General features: G+C 41.0%; 21 protein-coding genes and 1 pseudogene. 10 read left to right on the top strand and 12 right to left on the bottom strand.

Annotated features, from left to right (window positions below):
• Positions 1-148: 148 nt before the first annotated feature.
• Genes HHO47_RS04275 through HHO47_RS04260 form a run of 4 tightly spaced genes read left to right on the top strand, consistent with a single transcriptional unit; the run spans position 149 to position 4023 of the window.
• Entirely contained in the window at positions 149-1618 is a 1470-nt protein-coding gene (locus HHO47_RS04275; protein ID WP_169019207.1) for an ATP-binding protein, read from the top strand.
• Position 1619: 1 nt separating this feature from the next.
• Positions 1620-2162, top strand: a complete 543-nt coding sequence (locus tag HHO47_RS04270) for a hypothetical protein (RefSeq protein WP_169019164.1) — start codon at positions 1620-1622, stop codon at positions 2160-2162.
• Positions 2163-2164: 2 nt separating this feature from the next.
• Positions 2165-3514 carry a sigma 54-interacting transcriptional regulator gene (locus tag HHO47_RS04265; RefSeq protein WP_169019163.1) on the top strand — a complete coding sequence of 450 codons (1350 nt, stop codon included), beginning with the start codon at positions 2165-2167 and terminating at the stop codon, positions 3512-3514.
• Between the two features lie 8 nt (positions 3515-3522).
• Complete coding sequence (locus HHO47_RS04260) at positions 3523-4023, top strand: DUF1543 domain-containing protein (protein WP_169019162.1); 501 nt, start codon at positions 3523-3525, stop codon at positions 4021-4023.
• Between the two features lie 27 nt (positions 4024-4050).
• On the opposite strand, the gene HHO47_RS04255 is transcribed toward HHO47_RS04260, so the two are convergent.
• The 4 genes from HHO47_RS04255 to pdsR all read right to left on the bottom strand — a co-directional run bounded on the left by HHO47_RS04255 (position 4051) and on the right by pdsR (position 7418).
• Positions 4051-4284: a hypothetical protein gene (locus tag HHO47_RS04255; protein ID WP_169019161.1), complete on the bottom strand. Its 234-nt coding sequence runs from the start codon at positions 4282-4284 to the stop codon at positions 4051-4053.
• 50 nt (positions 4285-4334) lie between these two features.
• Positions 4335-4493 carry a hypothetical protein gene (locus HHO47_RS04250; protein ID WP_169019160.1) on the bottom strand — a complete coding sequence of 53 codons (159 nt, stop codon included), beginning with the start codon at positions 4491-4493 and terminating at the stop codon, positions 4335-4337.
• Positions 4494-4596: 103 nt separating this feature from the next.
• The gene (pdsS, locus tag HHO47_RS04245) at positions 4597-6729 is read right to left on the bottom strand and encodes a proteobacterial dedicated sortase system histidine kinase (protein WP_169019159.1); all 2133 of its coding nucleotides are present in this window, start codon (positions 6727-6729) and stop codon (positions 4597-4599) included.
• Positions 6729-7418 carry a proteobacterial dedicated sortase system response regulator gene (gene pdsR / locus HHO47_RS04240; RefSeq protein WP_169019158.1) on the bottom strand — a complete coding sequence of 230 codons (690 nt, stop codon included), beginning with the start codon at positions 7416-7418 and terminating at the stop codon, positions 6729-6731. Before pdsR ends, pdsS begins: the two co-directional genes overlap by 1 nt.
• A gap of 224 nt (positions 7419-7642) precedes the next feature.
• Between pdsR and pdsO the strand changes: the two genes are divergently transcribed.
• Genes pdsO through HHO47_RS04225 form a run of 3 tightly spaced genes read left to right on the top strand, consistent with a single transcriptional unit; the run spans position 7643 to position 11045 of the window.
• Positions 7643-8380: a sortase-associated OmpA-like protein PdsO gene (pdsO, locus tag HHO47_RS04235; protein ID WP_169019157.1), complete on the top strand. Its 738-nt coding sequence runs from the start codon at positions 7643-7645 to the stop codon at positions 8378-8380.
• 38 nt (positions 8381-8418) lie between these two features.
• Positions 8419-10440: a marine proteobacterial sortase target protein gene (locus HHO47_RS04230; protein WP_169019156.1), complete on the top strand. Its 2022-nt coding sequence runs from the start codon at positions 8419-8421 to the stop codon at positions 10438-10440.
• Positions 10437-11045 (top strand): class GN sortase, encoded by a 609-nt coding sequence (locus HHO47_RS04225; protein WP_248290919.1) that lies wholly within the window; start codon positions 10437-10439, stop codon positions 11043-11045. The genes HHO47_RS04230 and HHO47_RS04225 overlap by 4 nt, the downstream gene beginning before the upstream one ends.
• Before the next feature lie 20 nt (positions 11046-11065).
• Here HHO47_RS04225 and HHO47_RS04220 read toward each other — a convergent pair.
• Positions 11066-11677: pseudogene (locus HHO47_RS04220) on the bottom strand (DMT family transporter); the annotation flags it as partial.
• Between the two features lie 120 nt (positions 11678-11797).
• On the opposite strand from HHO47_RS04220, the gene proB reads away from it, so the two are divergent.
• The 3 genes from proB to gltX all read left to right on the top strand — a co-directional run bounded on the left by proB (position 11798) and on the right by gltX (position 14888).
• Positions 11798-12901: a glutamate 5-kinase gene (proB, locus tag HHO47_RS04215; protein WP_169019155.1), complete on the top strand. Its 1104-nt coding sequence runs from the start codon at positions 11798-11800 to the stop codon at positions 12899-12901.
• 67 nt (positions 12902-12968) lie between these two features.
• The gene (locus HHO47_RS04210; RefSeq protein WP_169019154.1) at positions 12969-13328 is read left to right on the top strand and encodes a glutaredoxin family protein; all 360 of its coding nucleotides are present in this window, start codon (positions 12969-12971) and stop codon (positions 13326-13328) included.
• 75 nt (positions 13329-13403) lie between these two features.
• On the top strand, positions 13404-14888 hold the full coding sequence (gene gltX, locus HHO47_RS04205) for a glutamate--tRNA ligase (RefSeq protein ID WP_169019153.1): 1485 nt from the start codon (positions 13404-13406) through the stop codon (positions 14886-14888).
• An 87-nt stretch (positions 14889-14975) separates the two neighbouring features.
• Here gltX and HHO47_RS04200 read toward each other — a convergent pair whose 3' ends face one another.
• The 7 genes from HHO47_RS04200 to lptD all read right to left on the bottom strand — a co-directional run bounded on the left by HHO47_RS04200 (position 14976) and on the right by lptD (position 23697).
• Complete coding sequence (locus HHO47_RS04200) at positions 14976-16991, bottom strand: methyl-accepting chemotaxis protein (RefSeq protein WP_169019152.1); 2016 nt, start codon at positions 16989-16991, stop codon at positions 14976-14978.
• Between the two features lie 133 nt (positions 16992-17124).
• Positions 17125-17940, bottom strand: coding sequence for a symmetrical bis(5'-nucleosyl)-tetraphosphatase (locus HHO47_RS04195; protein WP_169019151.1), 816 nt, complete (start codon positions 17938-17940; stop codon positions 17125-17127).
• Between the two features lie 3 nt (positions 17941-17943).
• A complete protein-coding gene (gene apaG, locus HHO47_RS04190) occupies positions 17944-18333 on the bottom strand; it encodes a Co2+/Mg2+ efflux protein ApaG (protein ID WP_169019150.1) in 390 nt (129 codons plus the stop codon).
• Positions 18317-19126 carry a 16S rRNA (adenine(1518)-N(6)/adenine(1519)-N(6))-dimethyltransferase RsmA gene (gene rsmA, locus HHO47_RS04185; protein ID WP_169019149.1) on the bottom strand — a complete coding sequence of 270 codons (810 nt, stop codon included), beginning with the start codon at positions 19124-19126 and terminating at the stop codon, positions 18317-18319. The genes apaG and rsmA overlap by 17 nt, the downstream gene beginning before the upstream one ends.
• Positions 19123-20115, bottom strand: a complete 993-nt coding sequence (pdxA, locus tag HHO47_RS04180) for a 4-hydroxythreonine-4-phosphate dehydrogenase PdxA (RefSeq protein WP_169019148.1) — start codon at positions 20113-20115, stop codon at positions 19123-19125. Before pdxA ends, rsmA begins: the two co-directional genes overlap by 4 nt.
• 3 nt (positions 20116-20118) lie before the next feature.
• Entirely contained in the window at positions 20119-21414 is a 1296-nt protein-coding gene (surA, locus tag HHO47_RS04175) for a peptidylprolyl isomerase SurA (protein WP_169019147.1), read from the bottom strand.
• A gap of 36 nt (positions 21415-21450) precedes the next feature.
• Positions 21451-23697 (bottom strand): LPS assembly protein LptD, encoded by a 2247-nt coding sequence (gene lptD, locus HHO47_RS04170; protein WP_169019146.1) that lies wholly within the window; start codon positions 23695-23697, stop codon positions 21451-21453.
• Between the last annotated feature and the right edge of the window lie 81 nt (positions 23698-23778).

The following is a 23778-nucleotide window of genomic DNA, read 5'->3' as shown; positions in this document are numbered from 1 at the left end:
ACACTGAGCCTGCAAATTAAATATAATAAATTATTTATAGGTGTGTACTTCAACTATGCTGATGAATTAGCTGTTCATTATTCTTATTGATTCAGCTAGTGTATAAGTAACACTTTTCATAATCAGGCATTTAACTAAAGGAGTAGCGATAGTGGTCACACTCGCTAAAAAGTACAGTGCATTGCTTAGTTGGCGACCAAACTTAATCGGCCAGTTTTTATTCAGTACCTTGCTGTCCTTACTACCATTATCGTTAGTCGTCATTGTGTTTTTAAACGCGTTGAATAAACAGCTTGCAGTAACTCGACAAATCGTCAGTGAAAATTATCAAATTACCAAGTCATTTAATAACCTTAAACAAGACCTCAATAGTTTAGAGCGCGCAACGCGACAAAACTGGGTGCTAAAAAGCGAATCACTCGATGAGTTGATTGTTGATAAGTGGCAATCATCGTTACAGAGTATTGATGAACTGACGTTTATTAGCCTTACTGGGGAGTATATTAAGCAATGGCAACAGCTCGCACAGGTGTTGCAATTAGCGCATACTCAACTCGTTATTGAGGGACAACAAGATGCGCAATTGTTTATTCCTGTGAGTGAATTAATTGCCCGTCAGACGGTGTGGCTAAGAGATCAAAATGAGTTGCAAATAACCAAAAATCAGCAACAGTTAAGAGCTTTGCAAAGTTCATTTATTAATTGGTTAATAGCACTTATTCCTTTAACTTTATTGGTAGGTGGTGGTTTTTTATGGCGTATAAGTGGTCGCTTAAAAGGGTTAACGTCAGTTATTGATAAGCTTGGGCAAGGTCATTGGCAACAAAAAATATCTGTGCAAGGCTCTGCTGAGTTAGTTGAACTAGGAAATAAATTACAATGGGTGCAAGAGCAGTTGCACCAGTTAGAGCAACAAAAAGATACTTTTTTACGCCATGTTACCCACGAACTGAAAACTCCATTAGCATCAATGGTGGAAGGCACTGACTTACTCGCTGACGAAATAGTTGGGCCAATTAACAAAGAGCAGCAAGCGGTGTTGGCGTTAATTACCCAAAGCATGGTGCGTTTGCGCGCTATGATCGATAGTTTACTTAGTTACAATGCGATTCGCAGCAGCAAAAAAGATTTAAGTGAGCTGGAATTCTCGCAATTAATAACCAAGATAAACAGCCATTTTGAACATCGGTTAGTGGCGCGTAAGCAAAGCTTATGCTGGCATTGTGAGTTACCCGAGCAACCGCTGGAAATTGCTGCTGAGCTTGTTGAAATGATCTTAATTCAGTTGATCTCTAATGGCTTGAAGTTCTCACCAGCGGGACAGGCGGTCAATATTGCTCTGTCATTAGCGGGCCGTTCTTTGACCATGAGCGTTAGCGATCAAGGCACAGGTATTAAAGAGCAAGAGAAATCACATATATTCAGTGCTTTTTATCAAGGTAAGAATGCTAAAGACATAACCGATCAAGGTAGTGGCTTAGGACTTACTATTGTAAAAGAGTCTGTTGAGCAATTAATGGGTACTTTACATGTTGAGCATAATGAGCCACAAGGCTGTCGTTTTATTATTCAAATCCCAATCATCCCTCCAACCAATAAAAACCAAGGAGTTAATTAGCATGGGCGTGCGTTTAAATGCCATTTTAGTGGTTTGCATCACAACGTTAGGGCTCGCAGGGTGTGAGTTAACTGAGCAGCCAGTAAATAAAAGCAATCCTGAAGCTGAACAAGTGAGTAAGGTGACTACACCACAAGGGGAGAGTTTACCGAATCCTAAACCTAGGCCGAAAACCGATCCTATGTATGCGCCTGCCGAAACCGTCATTGGTTGGCATGCAAAGTCGTGTGGTGGTTTTCAAGTGGCGGCGAGTAAAACGGCTTATATTGGTGCTAAAGAGCTTCAAAATTATTTTGATTTTAGTTGTAAAAATAATGTCTTAGCGCCTGAGAAAGTATTAACGCAGCTGCTAAAATTGGATCAAGCTTATTATTGGCCTGATGATATAAAACAGTATTTATGGCTGCAAAAACAACAAATAAAACAGCAGATCAACGCTAAAAAACAGCAGCAAGCCCTGAATAATAAAATGCAAGAAACCCTGTCATCATTGGCAGCCATCGAGCAGCAACTATTACTACGCGAAGAAACTAAGGAGCAGTAATTATGTTAGCAGAGCAAAACCAAGGCGCGCGAATTTTATTGGTCGATGATGATGCAAGTTTATTAAAACTATTGGCTATTCGCATAGAATCTAAAGGCTATCAAGTGACTACCTGTGAAAGCGGCATCGCTGCGCTACAGTTATTAAAAAATAATGTGTTTGATGCTGTGGTTACAGACTTACGCATGGATGAAATGGATGGTATGGCATTACACCGTCAGTTACAAAATCGCTACCCAGCGCTGCCAGTGCTAATGATGACAGCTCATGGCTCTATTCCCGATGCTGTTGAAGCGACGAAGCAAGGTATTTTTGCTTTTATTACTAAACCGGTAGATAAAGATGAGTTATTTGATAGTTTAGCAAAAGCGATTGAAATTCATGGTCTCAGTGCGGATGAAAGCGCATCAAACAGCAATATCGTGACCCGCAGTGGTGCTATGCTGCATCTACTTGAGCAAGTTAAGTTGCTAGGTCCAACTCAGGTCAATGTACTGATCTCGGGTGCCAGTGGTACAGGTAAAGAGTTACTAGCTAATGCTATACATCAACATAGCCATGTCAGTGAAGGTCCGTTTGTCGCAATAAACTGTGGTGCGGTGCCCGGTGAATTACTCGAATCAGAATTATTCGGTCACAAAAAGGGGGCTTTTACAGGCGCGATTAAAGATCACCAAGGGTTATTTCAGCAAGCGCAAGGCGGTACTTTATTTTTAGATGAAATAGGTGACATGCCACTTAATTTGCAAGTTAAATTGCTGCGCGTATTACAAGAAAAAACTATTCGCCCAGTGGGCTTTGAAGAAGAAATTCCAATTGATGTGCGGATTGTATCAGCAACCCATAAAAACTTGCCTGATGCGATTGCTAATCAGCAATTTCGGGAAGATTTATACTACCGCTTAAATGTTGTGAATCTTAAATTGCCGCCACTTTGCGAGCGCAGAGAAGATGTCAGTTTATTAGCGCAGTATTTTAGCTCAACTATTGCTAAGCGTATGAACCAAAAAGAAAAGCGTTTCGCCAATGATGCAATGTATGCATTAGTACGTCACGATTGGCCGGGTAATATTCGTCAGTTACAAAATGTAGTAGAGCAGGTTGTTGCGTTGACCCCTGGCGTGGTAATATCAGCACAGCTGGTTGAAAGTGCGCTTAATAGTAATGCCAGCAATGTTGAGCCGCTTTCACTTAACGATGCTAAAAAAGAATTTGAGCGTGACTATGTGATCAACACTTTAAAGATGGCTGGCGGTAACGTTGCTGAGGGGGCTAAACTGGCTAAGCGTAATCGTTCAGATTTTTATAAGTTGATCAAAAAACACAACATTGACGTTGATACTATTTGTTAGGAGAGAAAATGCAGTTATTTATGGTGTATTTAGGTGGGCGTATTCAGGGCTGCCATATTGAAATGCATGATGTTCGTTTTGTTGTTGGAGAGTCGATTGAACAAACTTATTCAAAATTAAAAGCGCAGTGGGTCGGTGATAAAAGCAGTGTGCACATGGACAGTTACATGGCGGTAAATCATATTGATGGCTTTGCAGTAAACGTGGTTGATGAACCCGTGACCCAATCACAGCGGTTATACTTTGTAAATTTAGGTGCGTATCGTGTTGATAGCTTAGCTGAGCAGCATGATTTTGCGCTATATGTAGCAAGTAGTAGCGATGAAGCTAAACAAAGAGCGAAAGAGGATTTGCTAGCTGGTTTAAGTCATATTCATAAAGATGACTTACATGATGTAGATGATTGCTTTGAAATTGACTTGATCGACAGTCAATTACACATTAAGTTAACCCCGAGCGAGCAATCTCAAGCGATTAAACCTGATTGGTTTGGTTATCATAGCTTATAAATAATCAAGGGGTGTGAAGTGCGACCGTTAATTGTTATTACTTTGTTCTGCACGCTCTTTGTCTTCACTGTTCTTGGCAATTTTAAAAGCGATAATCACTAAGCCAAACATAGCAAAAGGTAACGCAGCAAGCATATACTCGGTAACGTTGCTATCTTGGAAGCTGGCTTGTAGTAAAAAATGCCCAGCAACACACAGTAAAATAACAACCAATAAGATCGGTAATAAAATAAGTTCTTTTTTAGCAGAATGAGTTTTCATTATTAGGCAGCACTTTTACAAGGTGAGCCATTGTAATGAACAAACCGCTTTTAGGTCAAACAACTAGGCTGATAAATTACTTTTGATTGCGTTAAATCATGTTTTTCAGTATCAGAGTTAGGTTCGCTACTGTTTAACTCATCATTATCTTCATAGCTGTATAAATCAAAAATAAAATCAATTTCTTCACGTTTTAGTATCGCTTGCATATTGCCCCCCTATCTTATCAATTTGGTTAAGGAGTAAGCATATGCCTGTTTGACTGAATTATAAATGAACATTTATAGTATAAAATGTGTAAAAATGTAACTCTTAATTATTATTAATAGGCAGTCGAACGGTAAAAGTCACACCGTCAGCATGTTGATTATTAGCCGCGCTAACTGTGCCTTTATGGTATTCACACACTAAACGCACAATATAAAGCCCTAAGCCTAAGTGTGGTTGCTGCTGCAGTTGTTGACTACGTACCGACACCATTGAATCAAAAATATGCTCTGTTAATCCCTCGGGTAAAAATGGGCCTAAATTACTGACACATAGCAGAGCTTCATTATCATGTTGCTCAAGGCTGACACTTATAGCGCTATCTTCAACACTAAACTCTAAGGCATTATTGATTAGTTTATCTAGCAACTGAGCAATAAACTCAGGCGCACCGCTCATTAATAATGGTTGCGAACAAATATTAAGGCTAAATTGTTGTTGTGGATAGGTTAGCTGGTAGCCTTGCATACAACCTATAATTACTTTTTGTAAATCAAAAGGCTCAGGCTCATTACTTTGAATACTTTGCTCTAAACGTGTTGCTTCGCTCATCGTGGTAATTATTTTACCTAAACGCTCAACCCCTTCACTGGCGCGATCAAGGTATTTTTGACTTAGTTCACTTTGTGGCTGTATTTGTAAATTTTCAAGGGAGCTGCGTACGACCGCAACGGGTGTTCTGAGTTCATGAGATAACCGTGACGACATGGTCTCTAAATAGTTAGTATAACCACCCAAGCGACTCACAATATTTGCAAAACTGCGAGATAAGTCGCCAATTTCATCGTTGCTGTCGGAATAATTAATGGTGCCTGTGACTCGTCCTTGGGCATCAATGGCTTGCTCTGCGGTATCTCTTAAGCGACGAATACGGCTGGAGATCCTTGATGCAAAAAAGAATAACGTTACTGTGCCTATTAGCATCACTGCTAAAATCACATTGAATAGTTTCTCTAACGATTTATTGCGCAATGTGCGAACACCATTGGTAGTCTCTTCGGCCACTACAGCACCAATGACCTTGTCTTGGATCCAAATAGGATATGCGGCTGATAAAATAACCGCTTTGTTATCTGGCGTGAGTCGCCAAGACGATGCTGGTGTGCCACTGAGTGCTTTACCTATATGTGTGCCTTGCATGGCCGCGACATCGTGCAATGTGTCTAAAAATTCATTTTCAGGGCGGGTAAGTACTTTATAGTAAAGTGGATGTAAATAGTTTTTCTCAAACCGTTGCCACCATGTTTTTGCTGGTTGCTCATTTAGCCCATCTGCCCAAACGCCATCGGCATGATGAATTGATCCCGAATGCGCTAACACGCGGTGATGATTATCAACCACCCAAATACGGCTGCCGCTGTGACCCATACCTTTTAATATACGATTTATTTCAGGAGAGGGCACCAGCACTGAGCCAATATCATTGAGGTTTTGTAAGTTTGAAGTCGACATGGTTTGCGGCTCAAGTTTACCTTGATCCCAATCCTCAATTGCAAAGCCGAGCTTATTGCCAAGCATAGTTAGCGGAAACCGCAGTTCAATGTTGTAGCCCGTCTCTGTACTGACAAAATAGCCTTGGATTTTTGTTATTGGGGCTTTGCTTTGTGCGTCAAATGCGTTGATCCATCCGTCTTTTCTGGCGGCAACAATATAACGCTTGAATTCGCCATCAGGAGTTTTGAGCATGATCTGTAAGTGATCATTACGGGTTAAACTTAGGGTGTTTTTAGCGCGATAAACCACCGAGTCATCGGTAACTTTAAATACTGCATATAAAAAGTTTTCATATTTACCAACCATGTGCTCAAACGACAGATCCTCAAGCTGATGATCGGGTTTATTGGTTTGTAAATAGCGCTCGTCGTAATGCCAAAAAAGACTTTGATAAGGCTGCCAGTCCGACAGTTTGCCATCAAGTTGAATGGGGTTACTGAGGTTATAGGCGTAGAGATCACGGCCTTTTATAACCTGATCTAAAAAATTGGTTTGCGAGTCAAATAATGCTGGGCGCTCATGCAGAGCCGTAGCGAGTGCTCGGGTAGTGCCGACTAAGGTTTTTTCTTGACCTTGACGCAGAAACTTTTCCATTTCCCACACGTATTCATAGCCAAGCCAAGGCAGTAAAAATAAAAAGCACGACAGCAATATAAACTTGCTGCGCAAACCAAAGCGCAGCATTACACTTGCTCCCAGCGATAACCCATACCGTACACGGTATCTATACAATCAAAGTCAGCATCTAAAGCGATAAATTTTTTGCGAATACGTTTAACATGAGAAGTGATCGTGCTGTCATCAACATAAATTTTTGCATCGCTCATTAATTCATTACGGCTTTTTACGTGTCCCGGGCGCTGTGCCAGTGAATGCAGCATCCAAAATTCAGTGACGGTTAAATCGACTAACTGTTGCTGCCAAAACACTTGCATGCGTTTTGTATCCAGCGTAAGAGGGCCACGATTAATTAAAGCTGTTTCGTCAGCGGGTTGCTCAAGTGCTTCCATCCGTCTAAATAAAGCACCAATGCGAGCCGCTAAGTGTGCCATGCTGATGTCTTTAGTAAGGTAGTCATCAGCACCCATCCGCAGGCCGCAAACGGTATCAATTTCGCTATCGCGAGCAGTCAAAAAAATAATCGGTAATGTTTTAGAAAGCGAACGCAGGGTTTGGCATAGTAAAAAACCGCCATCAATTTCATGGCCTAAACCAATATCAACAATCGCTAAGTCTGGCAATGCGTCATTAAATGCATGTTCTGCACTTTGACGGTTACTATAACCACTGACCAGATAACCCTGCGCGTTGAGCATTTCCATGTAATTTTCGCGGATCGCGGGTTCGTCTTCAATAATTGCAATCTTCTTCATTTACAGCACCTTCTTATATTCTAGTTGCACTATACCTAATTTTTTTGCTTTCGCACTGGCGAAAAAGCAATTGCCATTTTTTTGCCACAATTGCTCAGCAGTTTGCCTTTTTTACTCCCCTTTGTTGCCACTTGAGCTTGCTTTAATAGCGTTATACCAAATCGGGCAGCTACCAACCCATGAGTTGCCAACTATTAAGTAATTAAGCAACAAAGGATTACACCATGAAAAAAATGATTATCGCTTGCACCATCGCCACTATTTTTGCAGCACCTAACTTAGCCCACGCTGACACAGTTGCAGTTAAAGCAAAAGAAACCCATAAAGAAACGGTGATAGGTTTAAGTACGGGGGCAATTGTTGGCGGTATTGTTGGCGGCCCAATTGGCGCCTTTGTTGGTGCATTTGCCGGAGGCTTGATTGGCGAGCAAGAAGTGGCAGAAGATAAAATTGCCGAGCAACAACGAGCTTTAGTTGTGCTGCAAGATAAAACCGATGATTACCAGCATGTACTTGCTCAAAATGCGCAAATGAGTGAGCAGCTCGATAAGCTTGAGAGTAATAACGAACGCCTTGCATTAGCAAAAATACACAACCTAATGGCAATGACCATTCAATTTAAAACCGGTTCAAGTGAGATTGCCCCACATTTTGCCAGCCAACTTGATCAACTAGTGAATTTACTACAAAGCCAGCCAGATTTACAGCTGGATTTAAAAGGCTTTGCCGATCAACGTGGTGATGAGCTCGCTAACCTAGCGCTTTCAAAACAGCGAGTCGCAAATGTACAAAGCTACTTAATAAAGCAAGGTATTAGCCATACCCGCTTAACAACCACTGCATTTGGTGAACAGCAAACGGTGGCCGATAGCGATAATTATGAAGAAAACATGTTTGATCGCCGTGTCACGTTAACAACTCGTCCAAGCACGCAGCCGTATAACCGAACCGCGAGTAACTAATCGCCATTTTGCCAGTAGCCGCCAAGGGAGTGATTTTTATGTTGAGTAAACCAAGCAAAGTGCTGACTCGTAGCCATTTATGGTTACGGGGAAGCCTTTTTACTTTCATTGCGTTTGTTAGCTGTGTGGGTAACGCCAACACATCGCCAGAGCTAAAAATGTACGACAGTAATGGTGCAGCAGTAGCACCAGGCGTTATCTTAAAAAGTGATGCCGCAATGACAGTCACCGGATTGATAAACCATGTTGTGGTAACTCAACATTATCGCAATGAAAACCCGTTTGCTGTTAATGCTCGCTATGTCTTTCCGCTGCCCGATGAAAGTGCGGTTCATGCCATGACTATGCACATTGGTGAGCGGGTGATCAAAGGTGAAATTGATAAAAAAGCACAAGCCGAGCTGCGTTTTCAACAGGCGCAACAAGCGGGTAAACAAGCCGCTTTGGTGCGTCAGCAGCGCTCGAACATGTTTGTCACTAATGTGGCAAACATCGGGCCTGGCGAAGAAGTGCAAATAGAACTGAAATACCAAGAAGTGATTGATTATCGCAGTGGAACATTTGCACTGCGATTTCCAACCACGATAACGCCGCGTTACCATCCGATTAATGGGGTATTAAATGAAACAGCAGAGGATATGATTGCCTCGCAGAATAATGAGTTATTATCAGCTGGTATTGCTGCCACGGGTTGGATAGCACCGATTTACATGGCCACTAAAAATGCAGACTCGGTTCAAGGCGAGTTTAATTTAACGATCAATATTGATGTTGGCCTAGAGCTGGTGGATATTCAGTCTAAATATCATCGTATTAATACCGAAAATCTGGCATTTGGTCAGTATCAAGTTACTTTAAATGAACAACGTGCCGTGAATCGTGATTTTTTACTGGAGTTTAAACCGCTGCAAAAAGAGCAAGCGCAAGCCGCGTTTTTTACTGAGCAGCTCAATAATGGTGAGCGTTATGGATTATTAATGTTACTGCCGCCGGATGATCATTTTACGCAGACACAGCGTCTAGCAAGAGAAATGATTTTTGTAGTCGACACCTCGGGCTCTATGCACGGACAGTCAATGGAGCAAGCCAAAAGCGCACTTCATTATGCGTTATCGTTACTTGATAGTAACGACAGCTTTAATATAGTCGGCTTTGACGATCAAATTATGCCTATGAGCGATAAACCTGTGCCAGCTAATGATTTTAATTTACGCCGTGCTGAGCGCTTTGTATATAATTTACAAGCTGATGGCGGCACTGATATTAAAAGGGCATTAGATGACGTGCTAGATGCTCGTGAGCATCTGGGTTATGTGCGTCAAGTGGTATTTTTAACCGATGGCAGTGTCAGTAATGAAGATGCATTGTTTAAACATATTAGTGCGCAACTGGGTGATAGTCGTTTGTTTACGATTGGTATCGGTAGTGCGCCTAATAGCTACTTTATGCGTCGAGCTGCAGATATTGGCCGTGGTACTTTTACTTATATTGGCAGCAGTAGTGACGTGCAACCAAAAATGCAGCAACTGTTTGATAAGTTAGCTCACCCTGCAATTACTCAACTTGCGCTTAGCAGCGATTTGGCAAACCAAGCGCTTGAATATTGGCCATCGCCGTTACCCGACCTGTATTTTTCAGAGCCGGTAATGGTTGCTATAAAGCTTGAGAATAATGCCGGCGTCACTTTAGCGGGGCAAACGGCGCAAGGACCGTTGTCGATAAAGTTAAATACACAACAAGGGCGACCGGCTCATGGAATTGCAAGGCTGTGGGCACGGCAAAAAATTAAATCATTATTACTTTATAACGAGCAAGAGCAGGTTAAAGCACAGGTTGAGAGTCTAGCACTTGAGCATCAATTACTTAGTCCGTTTACCGCCTTTATCGCGATTGAACAGACACCATCGAGCACTATTGCTGAGCATAATGTGCAAGTGGCTAATCAACGACCTCAAGGACTAGCAATGAATTTGCCACAAACTGATGGGCAAAGCAGACTACATATTTTACTCGGTTGCATGCTGTTGGCTGGATTTGCAGTGTTGAGAGTGAAAAAATGAAAACAGTGATTGGCGCTATATTGTTGATGGTTGGCTTGGCGTTGCTTGGCCATGGTAGTTATATGCAAGCTAAAGCGTGGCTGGCACAACGCCTTATAGAGCAGGCTTGGCAAGTGGCACTGACAACGCCAGAGCAACAAGTTAAACCCTGGTTTTATGCTGATAGTTATGTAACTGCACAACTGAATTGGCCAAGCCAAAAGCAAACATTAACACTATTAGCGGGAGCCAGTGGGCGTAATTTAGCATTTGCGCCCAGTCACTTTTTAGCAAGTGGTGAACTTGGCTCAGAGCGTGGCGTGTTGATTGCAGGGCATAACGACACCCATTTTGCTTTTTTACAAGATGTTAAAGTAGGCGAGCAGTTTAGTTTGCAAACTCAAAATGGTGTGATTGAACAATACCAAGTGCGCGGGATTGATGTTATTCATCAATCCCAAGATGATTTTTTAGCACAAGATGGTTTGTACTTACTGACCTGTTACCCTTTTAATTCAGTGGTGTCTGGTACTGAGTTACGCTTACTCGTTTCAGCAGATAAAGTCTCTGAAGCAAATGCTTCATCTGATAAAGCCTCGTCACTCACATCGATAACTAACTCTTGATGACGTTGGCTTATCATTACGCCAATAAATACCACGAAAATACTTAACCACTGCCCTAATGTAAGGATCTCTCCCCAAATAATAGCCGATAAAATAAGCGTAAAAATTGGAATTAAATTTGAATAAGCCGCAGCCGTTAACACCGACACTTTACTAATTGCATAGTTGTACATGCCATAGCCGCCTAAGGTCACACATGAACCTAAATAGAAAATGCTTAGTAAGGCGGTTAAATCGTGCTGATTTTCACTAGGAAAATCAATAAACAGCAAAAATGGCGCAAAAAATAGACTGCCACTAAAGCCTTGTAATGCAATGAGGGTAAGCGGTGAGTAACGGGCAACTAAGTGTTTAACGGAAATGGTATAAAATGCAGCGCAGACCATTGCCATTAGCTCTAAAAAGTTACCGAGAAATGGATTGGGAGCTTGCTCTGATGTTGGCGATAGCAAAGTGAGTAAAATACTGCCACCAATACAAAAAGTAAAACCTAATACGATGGCTTTGCTAATGTATTCTTTAAGAATAAAGTAAGCTAATAATGCCACAATAATAGGTAAGCACGAGACAATAACTCCCGCCTGCGAGGCCGAAGTATATTCCATCGCATGGTCTTCAAACAAAAAGTACAAGCAGGCATAAAAATCATATGGTTTTTGTAAAAGATGCTCCTAGCATGAATATTTTTTACTTGTTCAAAAACCGATAAATGGTATAAATAAATTCTTCATTTTTGATCCGTAGTAAAAAGCATGCAAAGGGCACAGGTAATAGTGGTAAAACTAGGTACGAGCGTACTTACTGGTGGCACCGATAAACTCGACAAAGCGCACATGGTAGAATTAGTTCGCCAATGTTGTGAACTAAAAAAACAAGGTCATCAAGTCATTCTTGTCTCAAGTGGCGCGGTGGCTGCGGGTCGAGAGCAATTATTAAAACCCTGTGGTCGTTCATTAATTGATAAACAAATGCTTGCTGCAATTGGCCAAGGTCAACTAATACATACATGGCAAAGTTTATTTGCTTTATATAGTGTGAATGTAGGGCAAATGCTACTGACTCGTGCGGATGTTGATGACCGAGAACGCTACCTCAATGCCCGCGATACTTTAACTACATTATTAAGTTATGACGTGGTGCCGATAATTAATGAAAATGACGCCGTTGCGACTGCTGAAATTAAAGTGGGTGATAACGACAATCTCTCAGCACTGGTCGCTATATTAGCTAATGCTGACAAATTATTATTACTAACAGATCAAGAAGGCCTATTTACCAGTGATCCACGTACTGATGTTAATGCGCAATTAATTGACGAAGTGGCACATATTAATGATGAGTTACGCCAGCTTGCTGGTGGTAGTGGAACTAGTTTAGGCACTGGTGGCATGGCAACGAAGTTACAGGCGGCAGACATTGCTCGACGAGCTGGGGTTGAGGTCATTATTGCCAAAGGTGCTGGTGAAAATGTGATCCTTAATTGTATGAGCGAACAGTTACCAGGCACTCGTTTTGTGAAGCTTACCGCCCCCAGAGATGGTCGTAAAAAATGGCTGTTAGCTGGACCTAAAAGTAGTGGCCAAATAGTGATTGATGATGGCGCTGTAAACGCTTTACAGCAACAGGGCGCTAGTTTATTAGCTAAAGGTGTACGCGGTGTATATGGTCAGTTCGAACGTGGCGATTTGATTGATTTAGTCACCAGTGATCAGCAATTAGTTGCCCGTGGGTTAGTACGTTTTAGTCAAGCTGAAATCGATACCATTAAAGGTTGTCATTCAAGTGAAATCACAAAGTTACTCGCTTTTGATTGCGGTAGTGAAGTGATCCATCGAGATGATTTGGTGTTGTTTTAGATTATCAAACTACTGGATTTTGTGCTAAAATCTGTGCCCTTAAATTGTTGTAAACAGGACTCAGTTGATGAAATTAGTTCGTTGGTTATTAGGTAGTTTGATCTTATTTTTTGATTTTGTTTTTACACCACGTAGTAAAAAACGTCCTGCGGGAGAGCAAGCTCAGCTTGATCAACTCACTGCGCAATTTAAATTATATCAATTCAAAGCTTGCCCATTCTGCGTCAAAGTACGCCGTGCAATTAAACGCGAAGGGTTAAAAGTTGAAACGCGTGACGCGAAAAGTAATGAACAGTATCGTCAAGAATTGCTCGAACAAGGCGGAAAAATAAAAGTACCGTGTTTACGTATCGAAAAAGATAACCAAGTCATTTGGTTATATGAATCAAACGATATCATTGCTTACTTAAATAAAGTTGCAGCTTAATATTCATTTTTCAAGCGCATTTGCTATGTTAGCATTTAGCGCATATTTTATTGTCCATTGAAAGAGAACATAACCATGACAATTCGTACACGTGTTGCGCCGTCACCAACGGGTGACCCGCATCTTGGTACCGCTTATATCGCCTTATTTAATTACTGTTTTGCTAAGCAGCAAGGTGGCGAATTTGTACTTCGTATTGAAGACACAGACCAAGTACGTAGCACTTCAGAATCAGAACAAGCGATTATGGATAGTCTTCGTTGGTTAGGGCTTGAATGGGATCATGGTCCTGATGTCGGTGGTGAGTTTGGTCCTTATCGTCAATCAGAGCGTAGCGATTTATATAAAAAATATGCACATCAGTTAGTTGATGATGGCAAAGCATTTTATTGTTTTGCAACCAGCGAAGAGTTGGAGCAAATGCGTGAAGAGCAAATGGCTGAAGGGCTGCGTCCTAAATACGATGGTCGTGGTTTAAACCTTACTGATGACGTAATTAAAGCCAATTTAGCTGCCGGTAAGCCTTATGTTATTCGCATGAATATTCCAGCTGAAGGCACATTTAAGTTTAACGATTACTTACGTGGCGAAATTGAGATCCCGTGGGAAAACGTTGATATGCAAGTGTTACTTAAAGCCGATGGTTTCCCAACTTACTTTTTAGCTAACGTGGTTGATGACCACCACATGGAAATTAGCCATATTTTTCGTGGTGAGGAGTGGATCAACTCTGCGCCTAAGCTGCTAAAATTATATGAAGATTTTGGTTGGCAAGCGCCGGTGCTTGGTCACTTACCACTATTACGTAATCCAGATAAGTCAAAGCTTTCTAAGCGTAAAAATCCAACTTCCATTAATTACTATAAAGAAATGGGTTACTTACCTGAAGCGGTACTTAACTACCTTGGACGTATGGGCTGGTCAATGCCGGATGAGCGTGAAAAGTTCACGCTTGCTGAAATGATTGAACATTTTGATATGAAACGAGTATCACTGGGTGGCCCGGTATTTGACGTTGATAAGCTAAGCTGGTTAAACGGTATGTGGATCCGTGAAAACCTGACAGATGCAGAGCTGGTGCAGCGTTTTGTTGATTGGAAGTTTAATGGTGCAATGCTTGCTAAAGTATTACCAGAGGCGAAAGCTCGTATTAATACCCTATCAGATATGGTTGATTTAGCCGGTCATTTTGTCGCTGGTATTCCAACTTACGACCCAGCGTTACTGACCGCTGGTAAAGCTAATGAAGATGTAATTCGCCAAGCTTTACAGTTCTTTATCTGGCAGCTTGAAGGCTTACGAAGCTGGGAAAAATCAGCAATATTTGCTATAGCTAAAGCGGTGTCTACTTTCCATGAGCTGAAGATTAAAGACTTTTTAGAGCCGATATTTGTCGCTATTACTGGCAAAACATCTTCAACATCAGTACTTGATGCAATGGAAATATTAGGTTCAGACCTATCGCGCGCACGTTTACGTGTAGCACTTGCGCATTTAGGTATCTCTAAAAAGCAAGCGAAGAATATTGAGCGTGCGTATCGTGAGTATCCTGCTGCATAGGTAAAGTAATCTAGCTAAGCTTGAAGATCATTAAAAGCCGAACTTTATGAATGTGAAGTTCGGCTTTTTATTTGAATTTGCTTTACCCTAGACTTTAAACTCATCCACAGATAAGCGTAACTCTTCAGCGAGTTTTGCCACTTCTGAGCTGGAGATATTGGTTTGATTTGCCCCTTCAGCCGTTTGTTCTGCAATCGCTACAATTGACTCAAGGCGTTCGCTGATCTCTTGCGATACTTGTTGTTGCTCTTGTGCTGCGGTTGATATTTCTTCACTTACATCATGGGCTAAAGCAACGGCTGCGGTGATTGAATCCAGCGCGGCATTGGCTTGGTCTGATTGTTCAACACAGGAGTCTGCTTGTTGTTTACCTTTCGACATCGCCGTTACGGCTGCTTCTGCGCCTGTTTGCAATGATTCGATCATGGCTTGAATTTCTTGCGTTGAGGCTTGTGTTTTACTAGCCAATGAACGCACTTCATCAGCAACAACAGCAAAACCACGGCCTTGTTCACCGGCACGTGCTGCTTCAATTGCTGCATTAAGTGCTAGTAAGTTAGTTTGATCTGCGATACCGCGAATAACATCAAGAATACTACCTATTGAGGCGCTATCTTGATGGAGCTTATTAATGACTAATGAGGCTGACTCAACTTCACGAGCTAGCTGCTCAATGGTTGATTTATTATGGCTAGAAATCCCCTTAACACGCTCAGCTTCTTTATCGGCATTTTTGATTTCTTTAAGTGCCTGTTGTGCGCTATTGCTTACTGTTTGTGAGGTACTGCTCATTTGCGTTGTCGCTGTTGCAGCTTGTTCTACCTGCGCTTGTTGATCACGAATTGCTTGGCTTGATTCACCGGTAATAGCAGAAGTTTCTTCTGAGGCCGCAGCGAGTTGGGTGGAGCGAGATATAATGCCTTGGATCAAGCTGCGTAAACTGGCGATAAGTGTATTACAGCTACGCGATAGCTCACCGAATTCATCTTTAGCTGTATCGTCAAGACGTTGTGTCATGTCGCCACTGGCAACAATATCAAGAACACGGTTAACTTCTGCCAGTGGTTTTGTAATGCGATTAACCGTTATATAAGCTACGATTATAGCTAGCAAGGTGGCGCTGATCATACCAACCCAAGTCCATAAGTTGGCTGAGTCGACGTCGATCCTAACCTCTTTTTGTAATTCAAAAGCAACGTTGCTGGCTTGAGCAACTAACTCATTGAGTTGTTTTAGCGCAGTTGCTGTAGCTTGCTCTGCCTCAGTAAGTTCTGTTTCTGTCATTGCGATGACATCAATTAAACGCTTTTTGTTTACTGAAATACTATTGTTGCCGAGAATATTATCGCGAAGAGAAACAAAGTAGTTGTTTAGATCATTATATAAACCAGGCTCTGTGGCTTCAACAGCTGGTTTGAGTAGCTTTAAACTACGCTCAACCTCTTCTAAATAATAAAGTTGCTCATTTTTAACGATATCTAAGGTGTTTTGGGTTTTAACGGTCAGCATGTCAGTGCTGTTAGTAACCAAAGATAAAAAATTATTTTCTAATTTATTAGCCGCTTGATAGGCTCTGCTATCACTGTTTTCTAAACCATCAATATCGATAATATCTAAAACTACAGAATTAGCATCTTCCGCAGCAAGCTCAATCGTTTCTAACTGCGCTCGTAATGATTTATTGAGCTCTAATTGAGTTTTTTTATCTTTTAATAAATCTTCTACTAATTTAATAAAAATTTTGTAAGTTTGTTCAACGCTTTGACTACTTTGATTTAGTTGAGCATTGTTACTAACAACTTGTCGTAATTGCGAGTAAGATTTATCAAAGCTTTGTTTTTGTTCGAATACTGATTTTTCAATTGGCGCAAGCTCTGCAGCTGAAGTGGTATAAAAGCTTGCTTGGGCAGCTTTACTCATTAAGATAAACTCAACCTGAAGTTCAGAACTTTGCTCCAGTGCAGGCAATGATAATTGATTTACTTGCTGCGCTGAATTATTAATATTTGCGATTCTGAACAGTGAATTGCCCCCAATTAAAAGAAGTAATAAGGTGATACAAATAAAACCCCCCCAAATACGCTGGCTGACAGTTAAGTTCATATAAAAATTCCATAAAGAGAGTAGTAATTAGACTTTATCGGCTTTATTGCGGATAAGTTAAGTAATTAAATTTAATTACTTTTAACATTTATAACTTTAAATCTATCAGATGATGAGTTTTTTTTCAGGTTATTTAGATAGAATTGACTGAATTTGTACTGAATAGTTGTTTGTTTTTTAATTCTAGCAAGGTCATTGCTCCTCCCCAGACGCAGCCTGTATCCAAAGCATGGATATTTGCTTGATTAGTGATGCCTCCAAGCGCAGCCCAATGGCCAAAAACAATATGTTTTTTAAAGGTGGTAAAGCGTGAGTGCTTAAACCATGGGATCATTGCATTAGAGTCAGTAATGCCACCTTTAAAAGTGAGTTCTAGCTGCTCATCAAGAGTTAAAAAACGCATGCGTGTAAAGTAATTTACAATATAACGAAATTTCTCAAAGTCAGTAAGTTGCTCATTCCAAGTGGTTGGGTGTTGATCATACATATGCTTGAAATAGTCACGTGCATCGGGGCCTCGATAACAGTTTTGCGCACATTCAGCATACTGCAAAGCCTGTTTAATAGACCAGGCTGGGTTGAGGCCTGCATGACTAATAAATACTTGTTCTTGTTGCAACCATAACGCAAGTGGCTGTTGTTTTAGCAGGTCGATATAAGCGGGTAATTTATCAGAAGCTAGTAAGGCTGAAAGTTTATCTTTCGGATTTGCAGGCTTATCTAACATATAATTGGCAATTAGGTGTAAATCATGATTACCTAAGGTGACGGTGATGCTATCTTGATACGTATATATATAATCTAGACAGGCAAGTGAGTCGGGGCCGCGAGCGACAATATCGCCCACTAAATAAAGGTGATCTTTGCTTGGGTTGAAGTCAACTTGCAGCAACAAAGCTTGAAATTCTTTATAACAACCTTGTAGATCACCTATTGCGTAATTTGCCATTATTTAATGTAAAATATTAGGCTGTGATAAGCGAAAAACATGAATGGGCGCATCAAACTCTGTACCGAACTCATTCTTTAAGGTGTAATAACCTTGCATCGTTCCTACGGGAGTATCTAGCACTGCACCACTGGTGTACTTATAGCTTTCACCAGGGCCAATAGTTGGCTTTTCACCAACCACGCCTTCACCTTGTACTTCGACCTCTTTACCATTTGCATCAGTGATCAGCCAGTAACGACTAATTAACTTAGCACTGCATAAGCTGTGATTTTTAATAGTTATTGAATAGGCAAATACATATTTGTCGAGTTCAGGTTGTGATTGCCCCTCAACGTAAAATGTTTCTACCGATACTTTAATGGGTGAACCTAAATTACTGCTTGTTGTCATAAATCCAATTAGCTATATCAATAAATTGTTGTAACGAAAGGCTTTCAGCACGCAAAGTAATATCAATGCCTATGCTTGTTAACTCTTCTGCGGTGAGTAAATTAGCTAAGCTATTACGTAATGTTTTACGGCGTTGGTTAAAGGCTTCTAAACATACTGTATTAAGAATTTTAGTGCTTTTTGCTGTACGTTGTTCGGGTTTTTTCGGTATTAAACGAATAACGGCTGAATCAACTTTCGGTGCTGGTTTAAAGCACTCTGGCGGCACTTCAATAACTGGCATGGCATTGCAGTAATACTGGGTCATTACGCTCAAGCGACCAAATGTTTTACTGCCAGGCCCTGCCACCATGCGTTTCACTACTTCTTTTTGTAGCATAAAATGCATATGCTCAATGTTGTCGGCAAACTCGAATAAATGGAACAGCAATGGTGTCGAAATATTATACGGTAAATTACCAAACACTTTTAGTTTGTTGTGGTTAGCTTTAAGCAAACTTGAAAAATCAAATTTCATTGCATCACCTTGATGCACAGTAAGCTTTGGCCCTAAGAGCGGGTGTTCAGTTAAACGTTGAGCTAAATCTTTATCTAGCTCAACCACGGTTAAATGGCCACTTAATTCACTTACTGGTTCAGTGATAGCACCGAGACCGGGACCGATTTCAACTAAATTATCTTCAGGTTTAGGATCAATCGCAGTGACGATTTTATCGATGATCATCTCATCACATAAAAAGTTTTGCCCAAAACGTTTGCGGGCGCGGTGTCCTAAATGTACTTTATCTGTCATTGATTTTGTGCTTTTTCATGGGCGAGCTTAATTGCTTCGCGGATCGCTAATTCAAAACTACCAACATCAGCATCACCAGTACCGGCTAAATCGAGTGCCGTACCGTGATCAACTGAGGTGCGTATAAACGGCAAACCAAGGGTGATATTAACCGATTTGCCAAAACCTTTGTATTTTAGCACAGGTAAACCTTGATCATGATACATTGCCAGCACTGCATCAGCTTGTGATAGGTATTTATCTTGGAACAAGGTATCAGCTGGCAATGGGCCGATTAAATTCATACCTTCACTATTGAGCTGTTCAATGGTTGGGGTGATGGTGTCAATTTCTTCACGCCCTAAATGGCCATCTTCACCCGCATGAGGGTTAAGCCCACAGACTAAAATAAGTGGTCTTTCGATACCAAATTTAGTTTGTAAATCATGCTGTAAAATACCAACAACTTTACTCAAACGCTCGCTGGTAATAGCACGCGATACATAAGCGAGAGGAATATGAGTGGTTACCAGAGCAACACGCAACCCTTCTGTTGCCAATAGCATGACCACATCAGGCGTATTTGATTGCTGGGCAAAATATTCGGTATGGCCGCTAAATGAAATACCAGCTTTATTGATAATACCTTTATGAACGGGACCAGTTACAACCGCTGCAAACGTACCATTCATGTTTTTTTCGCACGCGAAACGCAAGGTATCTAGTACGTATTGGCCGTTGGCATCATTTAATACACCCATTTCAACGTCGGCACCTAAATCAACTTGGTGCAGATAAACACTTCCTGCTGGGGCGATTGCTGCTGGTGCATTTTCATCAAATGGAATTAAGTTGATGGTTAAACCAAGCTGTTTGGCTCGCTGTTGTAATAATTGCTTATCAGCAATTACAACCAGCTGTGCAGGCCAATCATGCTGGGCAAGTTGCAACAATAAATCAGGGCCGATCCCGGCAGGTTCGCCGGGAGTAATTGCAATACGTAGGATCATTGGTTATTCATCAATTGGGAAAATTTCAACATGAGCTTGCTCACGCATTTCTTGCTGCCAGTTAAAGCTTTCTTCTTTGAATTTACGATTAAACAGCATGCCGTGAGCACGATTACGTTTCGCGATCTCTGTTTTATCAGCGATGCGTTTATCTAATAATTGCACGATGTGCCAACCAAATGTGGTTCTAAATGGATCACTAATCTCATTTTTATCAAGAGATAATAAAGTGTCTCTAAATTGTGGCACATAGGTTGTAGGGTCTGTCCAATCGTACTCTCCACCTTTTAAGGCTGAACCAGGATCTTCTGAGTATTCTTTTGCAAGTTCAGCAAAATCAGCAGTTCCTGCACGTAAATCTTTAGCAAAGCCATTGAGCATAGTGCGAGCTTTTTCTTCACTTAAAATGATTGATGGCTTGATCAAGATATGGCGAGAGCGAACTTCAGTCGTTTCAACCACCTGACGACCACGAATATCTTGCACTTTAATGATATGAAAGCCAGCACCAGAGCGAAGCGGACCGATAATGGCATCTTTTTTGGTGCCTTTAACAGCTTCAGCAAATAATGACGGCATTTCATTAATGCTCATCCATCCTAATTGACCACCTTCAAGTGCTTTTGACCCACTTGATGATGAAATCGCTATGCGTTTAAACTCTTTCCCGTCTTGTAAAAATTCAATAACTTTATCTGCGCGAGTTTTTGCGCTAGCAATTTCATCCGCAGAGGCATTATTTGGAATATCAATAAGGATATGACCAATGTCATACTCTTCCGTATTTTGACCTTGGCTTTCCATTATTTTTAAGAGATTATCAACTTCTTGCGGGCTAATATAAATACGACGATCTACGTTTGCGCGCATCACTTGTTGAGTGGTGATCTCCTTACGAATTTCTTCGCGATAAGACTGGAAACTCTCGCCTGATGCTTCAATCGTGCGGCGTAAGTCAGCTATTGTTCCGCCTTGCTCTTTAGCCATACCAACCAAAGTTTGATCCAGTTGGCTATCAGAGATTTCTAACCCCATCCGCTCAGCTAATTGCATCATCAACGCTTGATTTACTAAGCGCTCCATTGCTTGAATACGTAGTGTATCATCTGAAGGTAATTCTTGTCCTTGCTCTTTGGCTTGGGTTTTTACGCGGTTAACAATAGTGTTTACTTCACTTTGTAAAATAACCCCTTGGTTTACAATACCAACCACCTTGTCTATTTCAACAGGGGCTGCGAAAGCGCTTTGGCATAAACCAAGCGTCAAAAATGCGGATGCTAATAATTTTTTTAAATTCATACTTTTTCTAATACTCTTGCTAATAGTACGGTAATACTAGTTATTAAGAAAATACGGTCTACGATAGCCAAAAATACCTTGTTGTAATAATTTTTGTGCATCATAACGGCTTTTACTACCTAACCCTTTTAAGACAATATTAAACCCAATGCTTGAATCAAAAGTGGCTTGTTCTTGGCCTATCGCTTGATTTAAATCAGTTTCGATTTGGCGACGACCGGTAATTTGAAAGGCCCAACAGCATGATTCATATTGCAATCCGCTGAACACCTCGACACTACGACCGCTTTCTAAATCACGGTGATAGCTACTTACAAACTGCCATTGATCACTGAGCGGAATGCTAGTAAAAAAGCCAACTTGTTCGATTGTATTGCCTGAGACATCATTTGCATAGCGATGGTTCAATTGTACTAGCTGATTATCGTCACCTTTATAATCTAAGGTTGCATTCGACTGGATAATCTGCTTGCCATCGGTGTCATATTGAATGCCGCCTGATAAATACCAGCGGCGGTGCCAATGTAACATGGTTTGTGCGGCAAACAAGGCATTATAGTTGGTATCTGAGTTTAACCCTTGTGATGTTGGCTTGGCAGAGTCACTTAAATAAAATATTTGGCCGGCACTAAAGTTAAACAGCTCTTCACTTTTATTATTAAATAAACGCGTGGTTGCACCTAATGTAAATTGATTCGCTGCGGCTATCCGATCCACACTTGAGAAGCGACTATCACGGAATAAACCAAAAAAATCATCTTGTAGTTTTGTCGTATCGTATAAACCTATATCTGATTGATCTTTATTTGGTGTATACAAATATTGTACTTGCGGCTCTAAGGTTTGAATACCATCATCAGTGAAGATGGTAGTATCACGCTCAAAGTTTAATTGGCTGTATAAACGCACTTTAGGCAAGGTACGTGAAACTGATTTAGCATAATCGGTATTAGCTAAATCACCTTCTTGCTTATAGTTAGTGTGCAGTACGCTAAATTCAGATAAAAACGCCCAAGCATGCTCTTGATAACCATAACTGGCTTTGGGTTCGATGTGCACCCGAGTAGCTTTTTCTATGATTGCCGTATCATTAGTAAAGTGGCTCAGTTCACCGTTTAGGGTCAGTGCAATATCTTGAAAATTAAATGGTGCTGTTTGTGTAAAGCTAATTTGTGGCCACGCCGCATACGATTCAACATGCTCACCGAGCACTTCAAAGTTTTGTACTTTGATATCAGTACGCCAAGTTTCGCCTAAATGAGATAGCAGGCCAGTACGATAAAGCTGAGTATCAGTACGAGTCGCATAGTTGGAACCTAAATCCGTGAGGTAGTTATCATCACTGACATTGGTGATATCGATATTTGCACGCCAATTTTCACCAAAATAACTTTGTTGCTGCCAATGAAACAAGTAGCGTTCGTCTAAATCAGGCTCCGAATCATCTTTGTTTAGATACTCCAAACCAAGTAAGCCTTGGCTAATCTCATTTAAATATCTAAATTCCCCTTGTAATTGCAAGCCTTTTTTAGACATATAGCGTGGCGTGATCGTGGCATCAAAGTTTGCTGCTATATTCCAATAATATGGGGTAACAGTTTCAACGCCGTAGCGATCTGAACTGGAAATATTGGGTGTTAATAGGCCTGATTTTCTTCGATTATCAATTGGGAAAGTGAAGTAGGGTAAATAAAGTACTGGCGTATCCATAATACGCAATACCATATCATGGGTTTCGCCCCAGCCTTCTTCACGGGATAATAAAATTTGTTCAGCTTGAATTGTCCACAAGGGCGTATCGCTTGGGCAGGTAGTAAAGCTTGCGTTCAGTAGATCTAAGCCAGACTTATTAATAGTTAGCTTTTCTGCACCGCCGTGTGCTTGTTGATCAGTTAGCTTATAATCGGCACCAAGTAGACTGATTTCAGAACTATTTAAATCAGTATTGAGACCTGAACTATTTACTTCACTGATAGTGTCACGGTAAGTAATAGGGCCTGTTGCATTAAGTAACCCATGCTGTTTGTCAATTAGCGCACTTTGTGCGGACAAACTCATAGTAAGGGTGTTAATATCAACATTACCGGTAAATTCTGCGCTTTGAGTACCAAGCAGTTCAATATCATCTGAACGGATATCGATCATGCCTAGGTCAAGGCCAGCAAGCGGTTGCCAAGCTCTGGTTTGCATTGAATTGCCACAAAAGTTGTGTGTCAGTTCAGTTTCGGCGAACGATGGTGCGCTGATCACACTTAGCATCATCATGCCCCAGGTTTTGCTCATTTATTAACCTTAATATGCTGTCGTTGAATGTAAGAATGACATAATAAAGGAAAACAATGGCAAATACAGTAATTGACTTAG

The organism is Pseudoalteromonas arctica (assembly GCF_012927645.1).
Lineage (GTDB): Bacteria > Pseudomonadota > Gammaproteobacteria > Enterobacterales > Alteromonadaceae > Pseudoalteromonas > Pseudoalteromonas arctica_A.
Note: the sequence above shows the minus strand (reverse complement) of the source record. Positions and strands in the feature narration are given on the sequence as shown.

Excerpts from the sequence above, each read along its gene's own strand:
- HHO47_RS04210 (WP_169019154.1), top strand. The coding sequence starts at position 12,969 with ATGAAATTAGTTCGTTGGTTATTAGGTAGTTTGATCTTATTTTTTGAT.
- gltX (WP_169019153.1), top strand. The coding sequence starts at position 13,404 with ATGACAATTCGTACACGTGTTGCGCCGTCACCAACGGGTGACCCGCAT.
- HHO47_RS04195 (WP_169019151.1), bottom strand. The coding sequence starts at position 17,940 with ATGGCAAATTACGCAATAGGTGATCTACAAGGTTGTTATAAAGAATTT.
- HHO47_RS04225 (WP_248290919.1), top strand. The coding sequence starts at position 10,437 with ATGAAAACAGTGATTGGCGCTATATTGTTGATGGTTGGCTTGGCGTTG.
- pdxA (WP_169019148.1), bottom strand. The coding sequence starts at position 20,115 with ATGATCCTACGTATTGCAATTACTCCCGGCGAACCTGCCGGGATCGGC.
- apaG (WP_169019150.1), bottom strand. The coding sequence starts at position 18,333 with ATGACAACAAGCAGTAATTTAGGTTCACCCATTAAAGTATCGGTAGAA.
- HHO47_RS04260 (WP_169019162.1), top strand. The coding sequence starts at position 3,523 with ATGCAGTTATTTATGGTGTATTTAGGTGGGCGTATTCAGGGCTGCCAT.
- HHO47_RS04200 (WP_169019152.1), bottom strand. The coding sequence starts at position 16,991 with ATGAACTTAACTGTCAGCCAGCGTATTTGGGGGGGTTTTATTTGTATC.
- rsmA (WP_169019149.1), bottom strand. The coding sequence starts at position 19,126 with ATGACAGATAAAGTACATTTAGGACACCGCGCCCGCAAACGTTTTGGG.
- HHO47_RS04250 (WP_169019160.1), bottom strand. The coding sequence starts at position 4,493 with ATGCAAGCGATACTAAAACGTGAAGAAATTGATTTTATTTTTGATTTA.
- HHO47_RS04255 (WP_169019161.1), bottom strand. The coding sequence starts at position 4,284 with ATGAAAACTCATTCTGCTAAAAAAGAACTTATTTTATTACCGATCTTA.
- HHO47_RS04270 (WP_169019164.1), top strand. The coding sequence starts at position 1,620 with ATGGGCGTGCGTTTAAATGCCATTTTAGTGGTTTGCATCACAACGTTA.
- HHO47_RS04230 (WP_169019156.1), top strand. The coding sequence starts at position 8,419 with ATGTTGAGTAAACCAAGCAAAGTGCTGACTCGTAGCCATTTATGGTTA.
- proB (WP_169019155.1), top strand. The coding sequence starts at position 11,798 with ATGCAAAGGGCACAGGTAATAGTGGTAAAACTAGGTACGAGCGTACTT.
- surA (WP_169019147.1), bottom strand. The coding sequence starts at position 21,414 with ATGAATTTAAAAAAATTATTAGCATCCGCATTTTTGACGCTTGGTTTA.
- pdsO (WP_169019157.1), top strand. The coding sequence starts at position 7,643 with ATGAAAAAAATGATTATCGCTTGCACCATCGCCACTATTTTTGCAGCA.
- pdsS (WP_169019159.1), bottom strand. The coding sequence starts at position 6,729 with ATGCTGCGCTTTGGTTTGCGCAGCAAGTTTATATTGCTGTCGTGCTTT.
- pdsR (WP_169019158.1), bottom strand. The coding sequence starts at position 7,418 with ATGAAGAAGATTGCAATTATTGAAGACGAACCCGCGATCCGCGAAAAT.
- lptD (WP_169019146.1), bottom strand. The coding sequence starts at position 23,697 with ATGAGCAAAACCTGGGGCATGATGATGCTAAGTGTGATCAGCGCACCA.
- HHO47_RS04265 (WP_169019163.1), top strand. The coding sequence starts at position 2,165 with ATGTTAGCAGAGCAAAACCAAGGCGCGCGAATTTTATTGGTCGATGAT.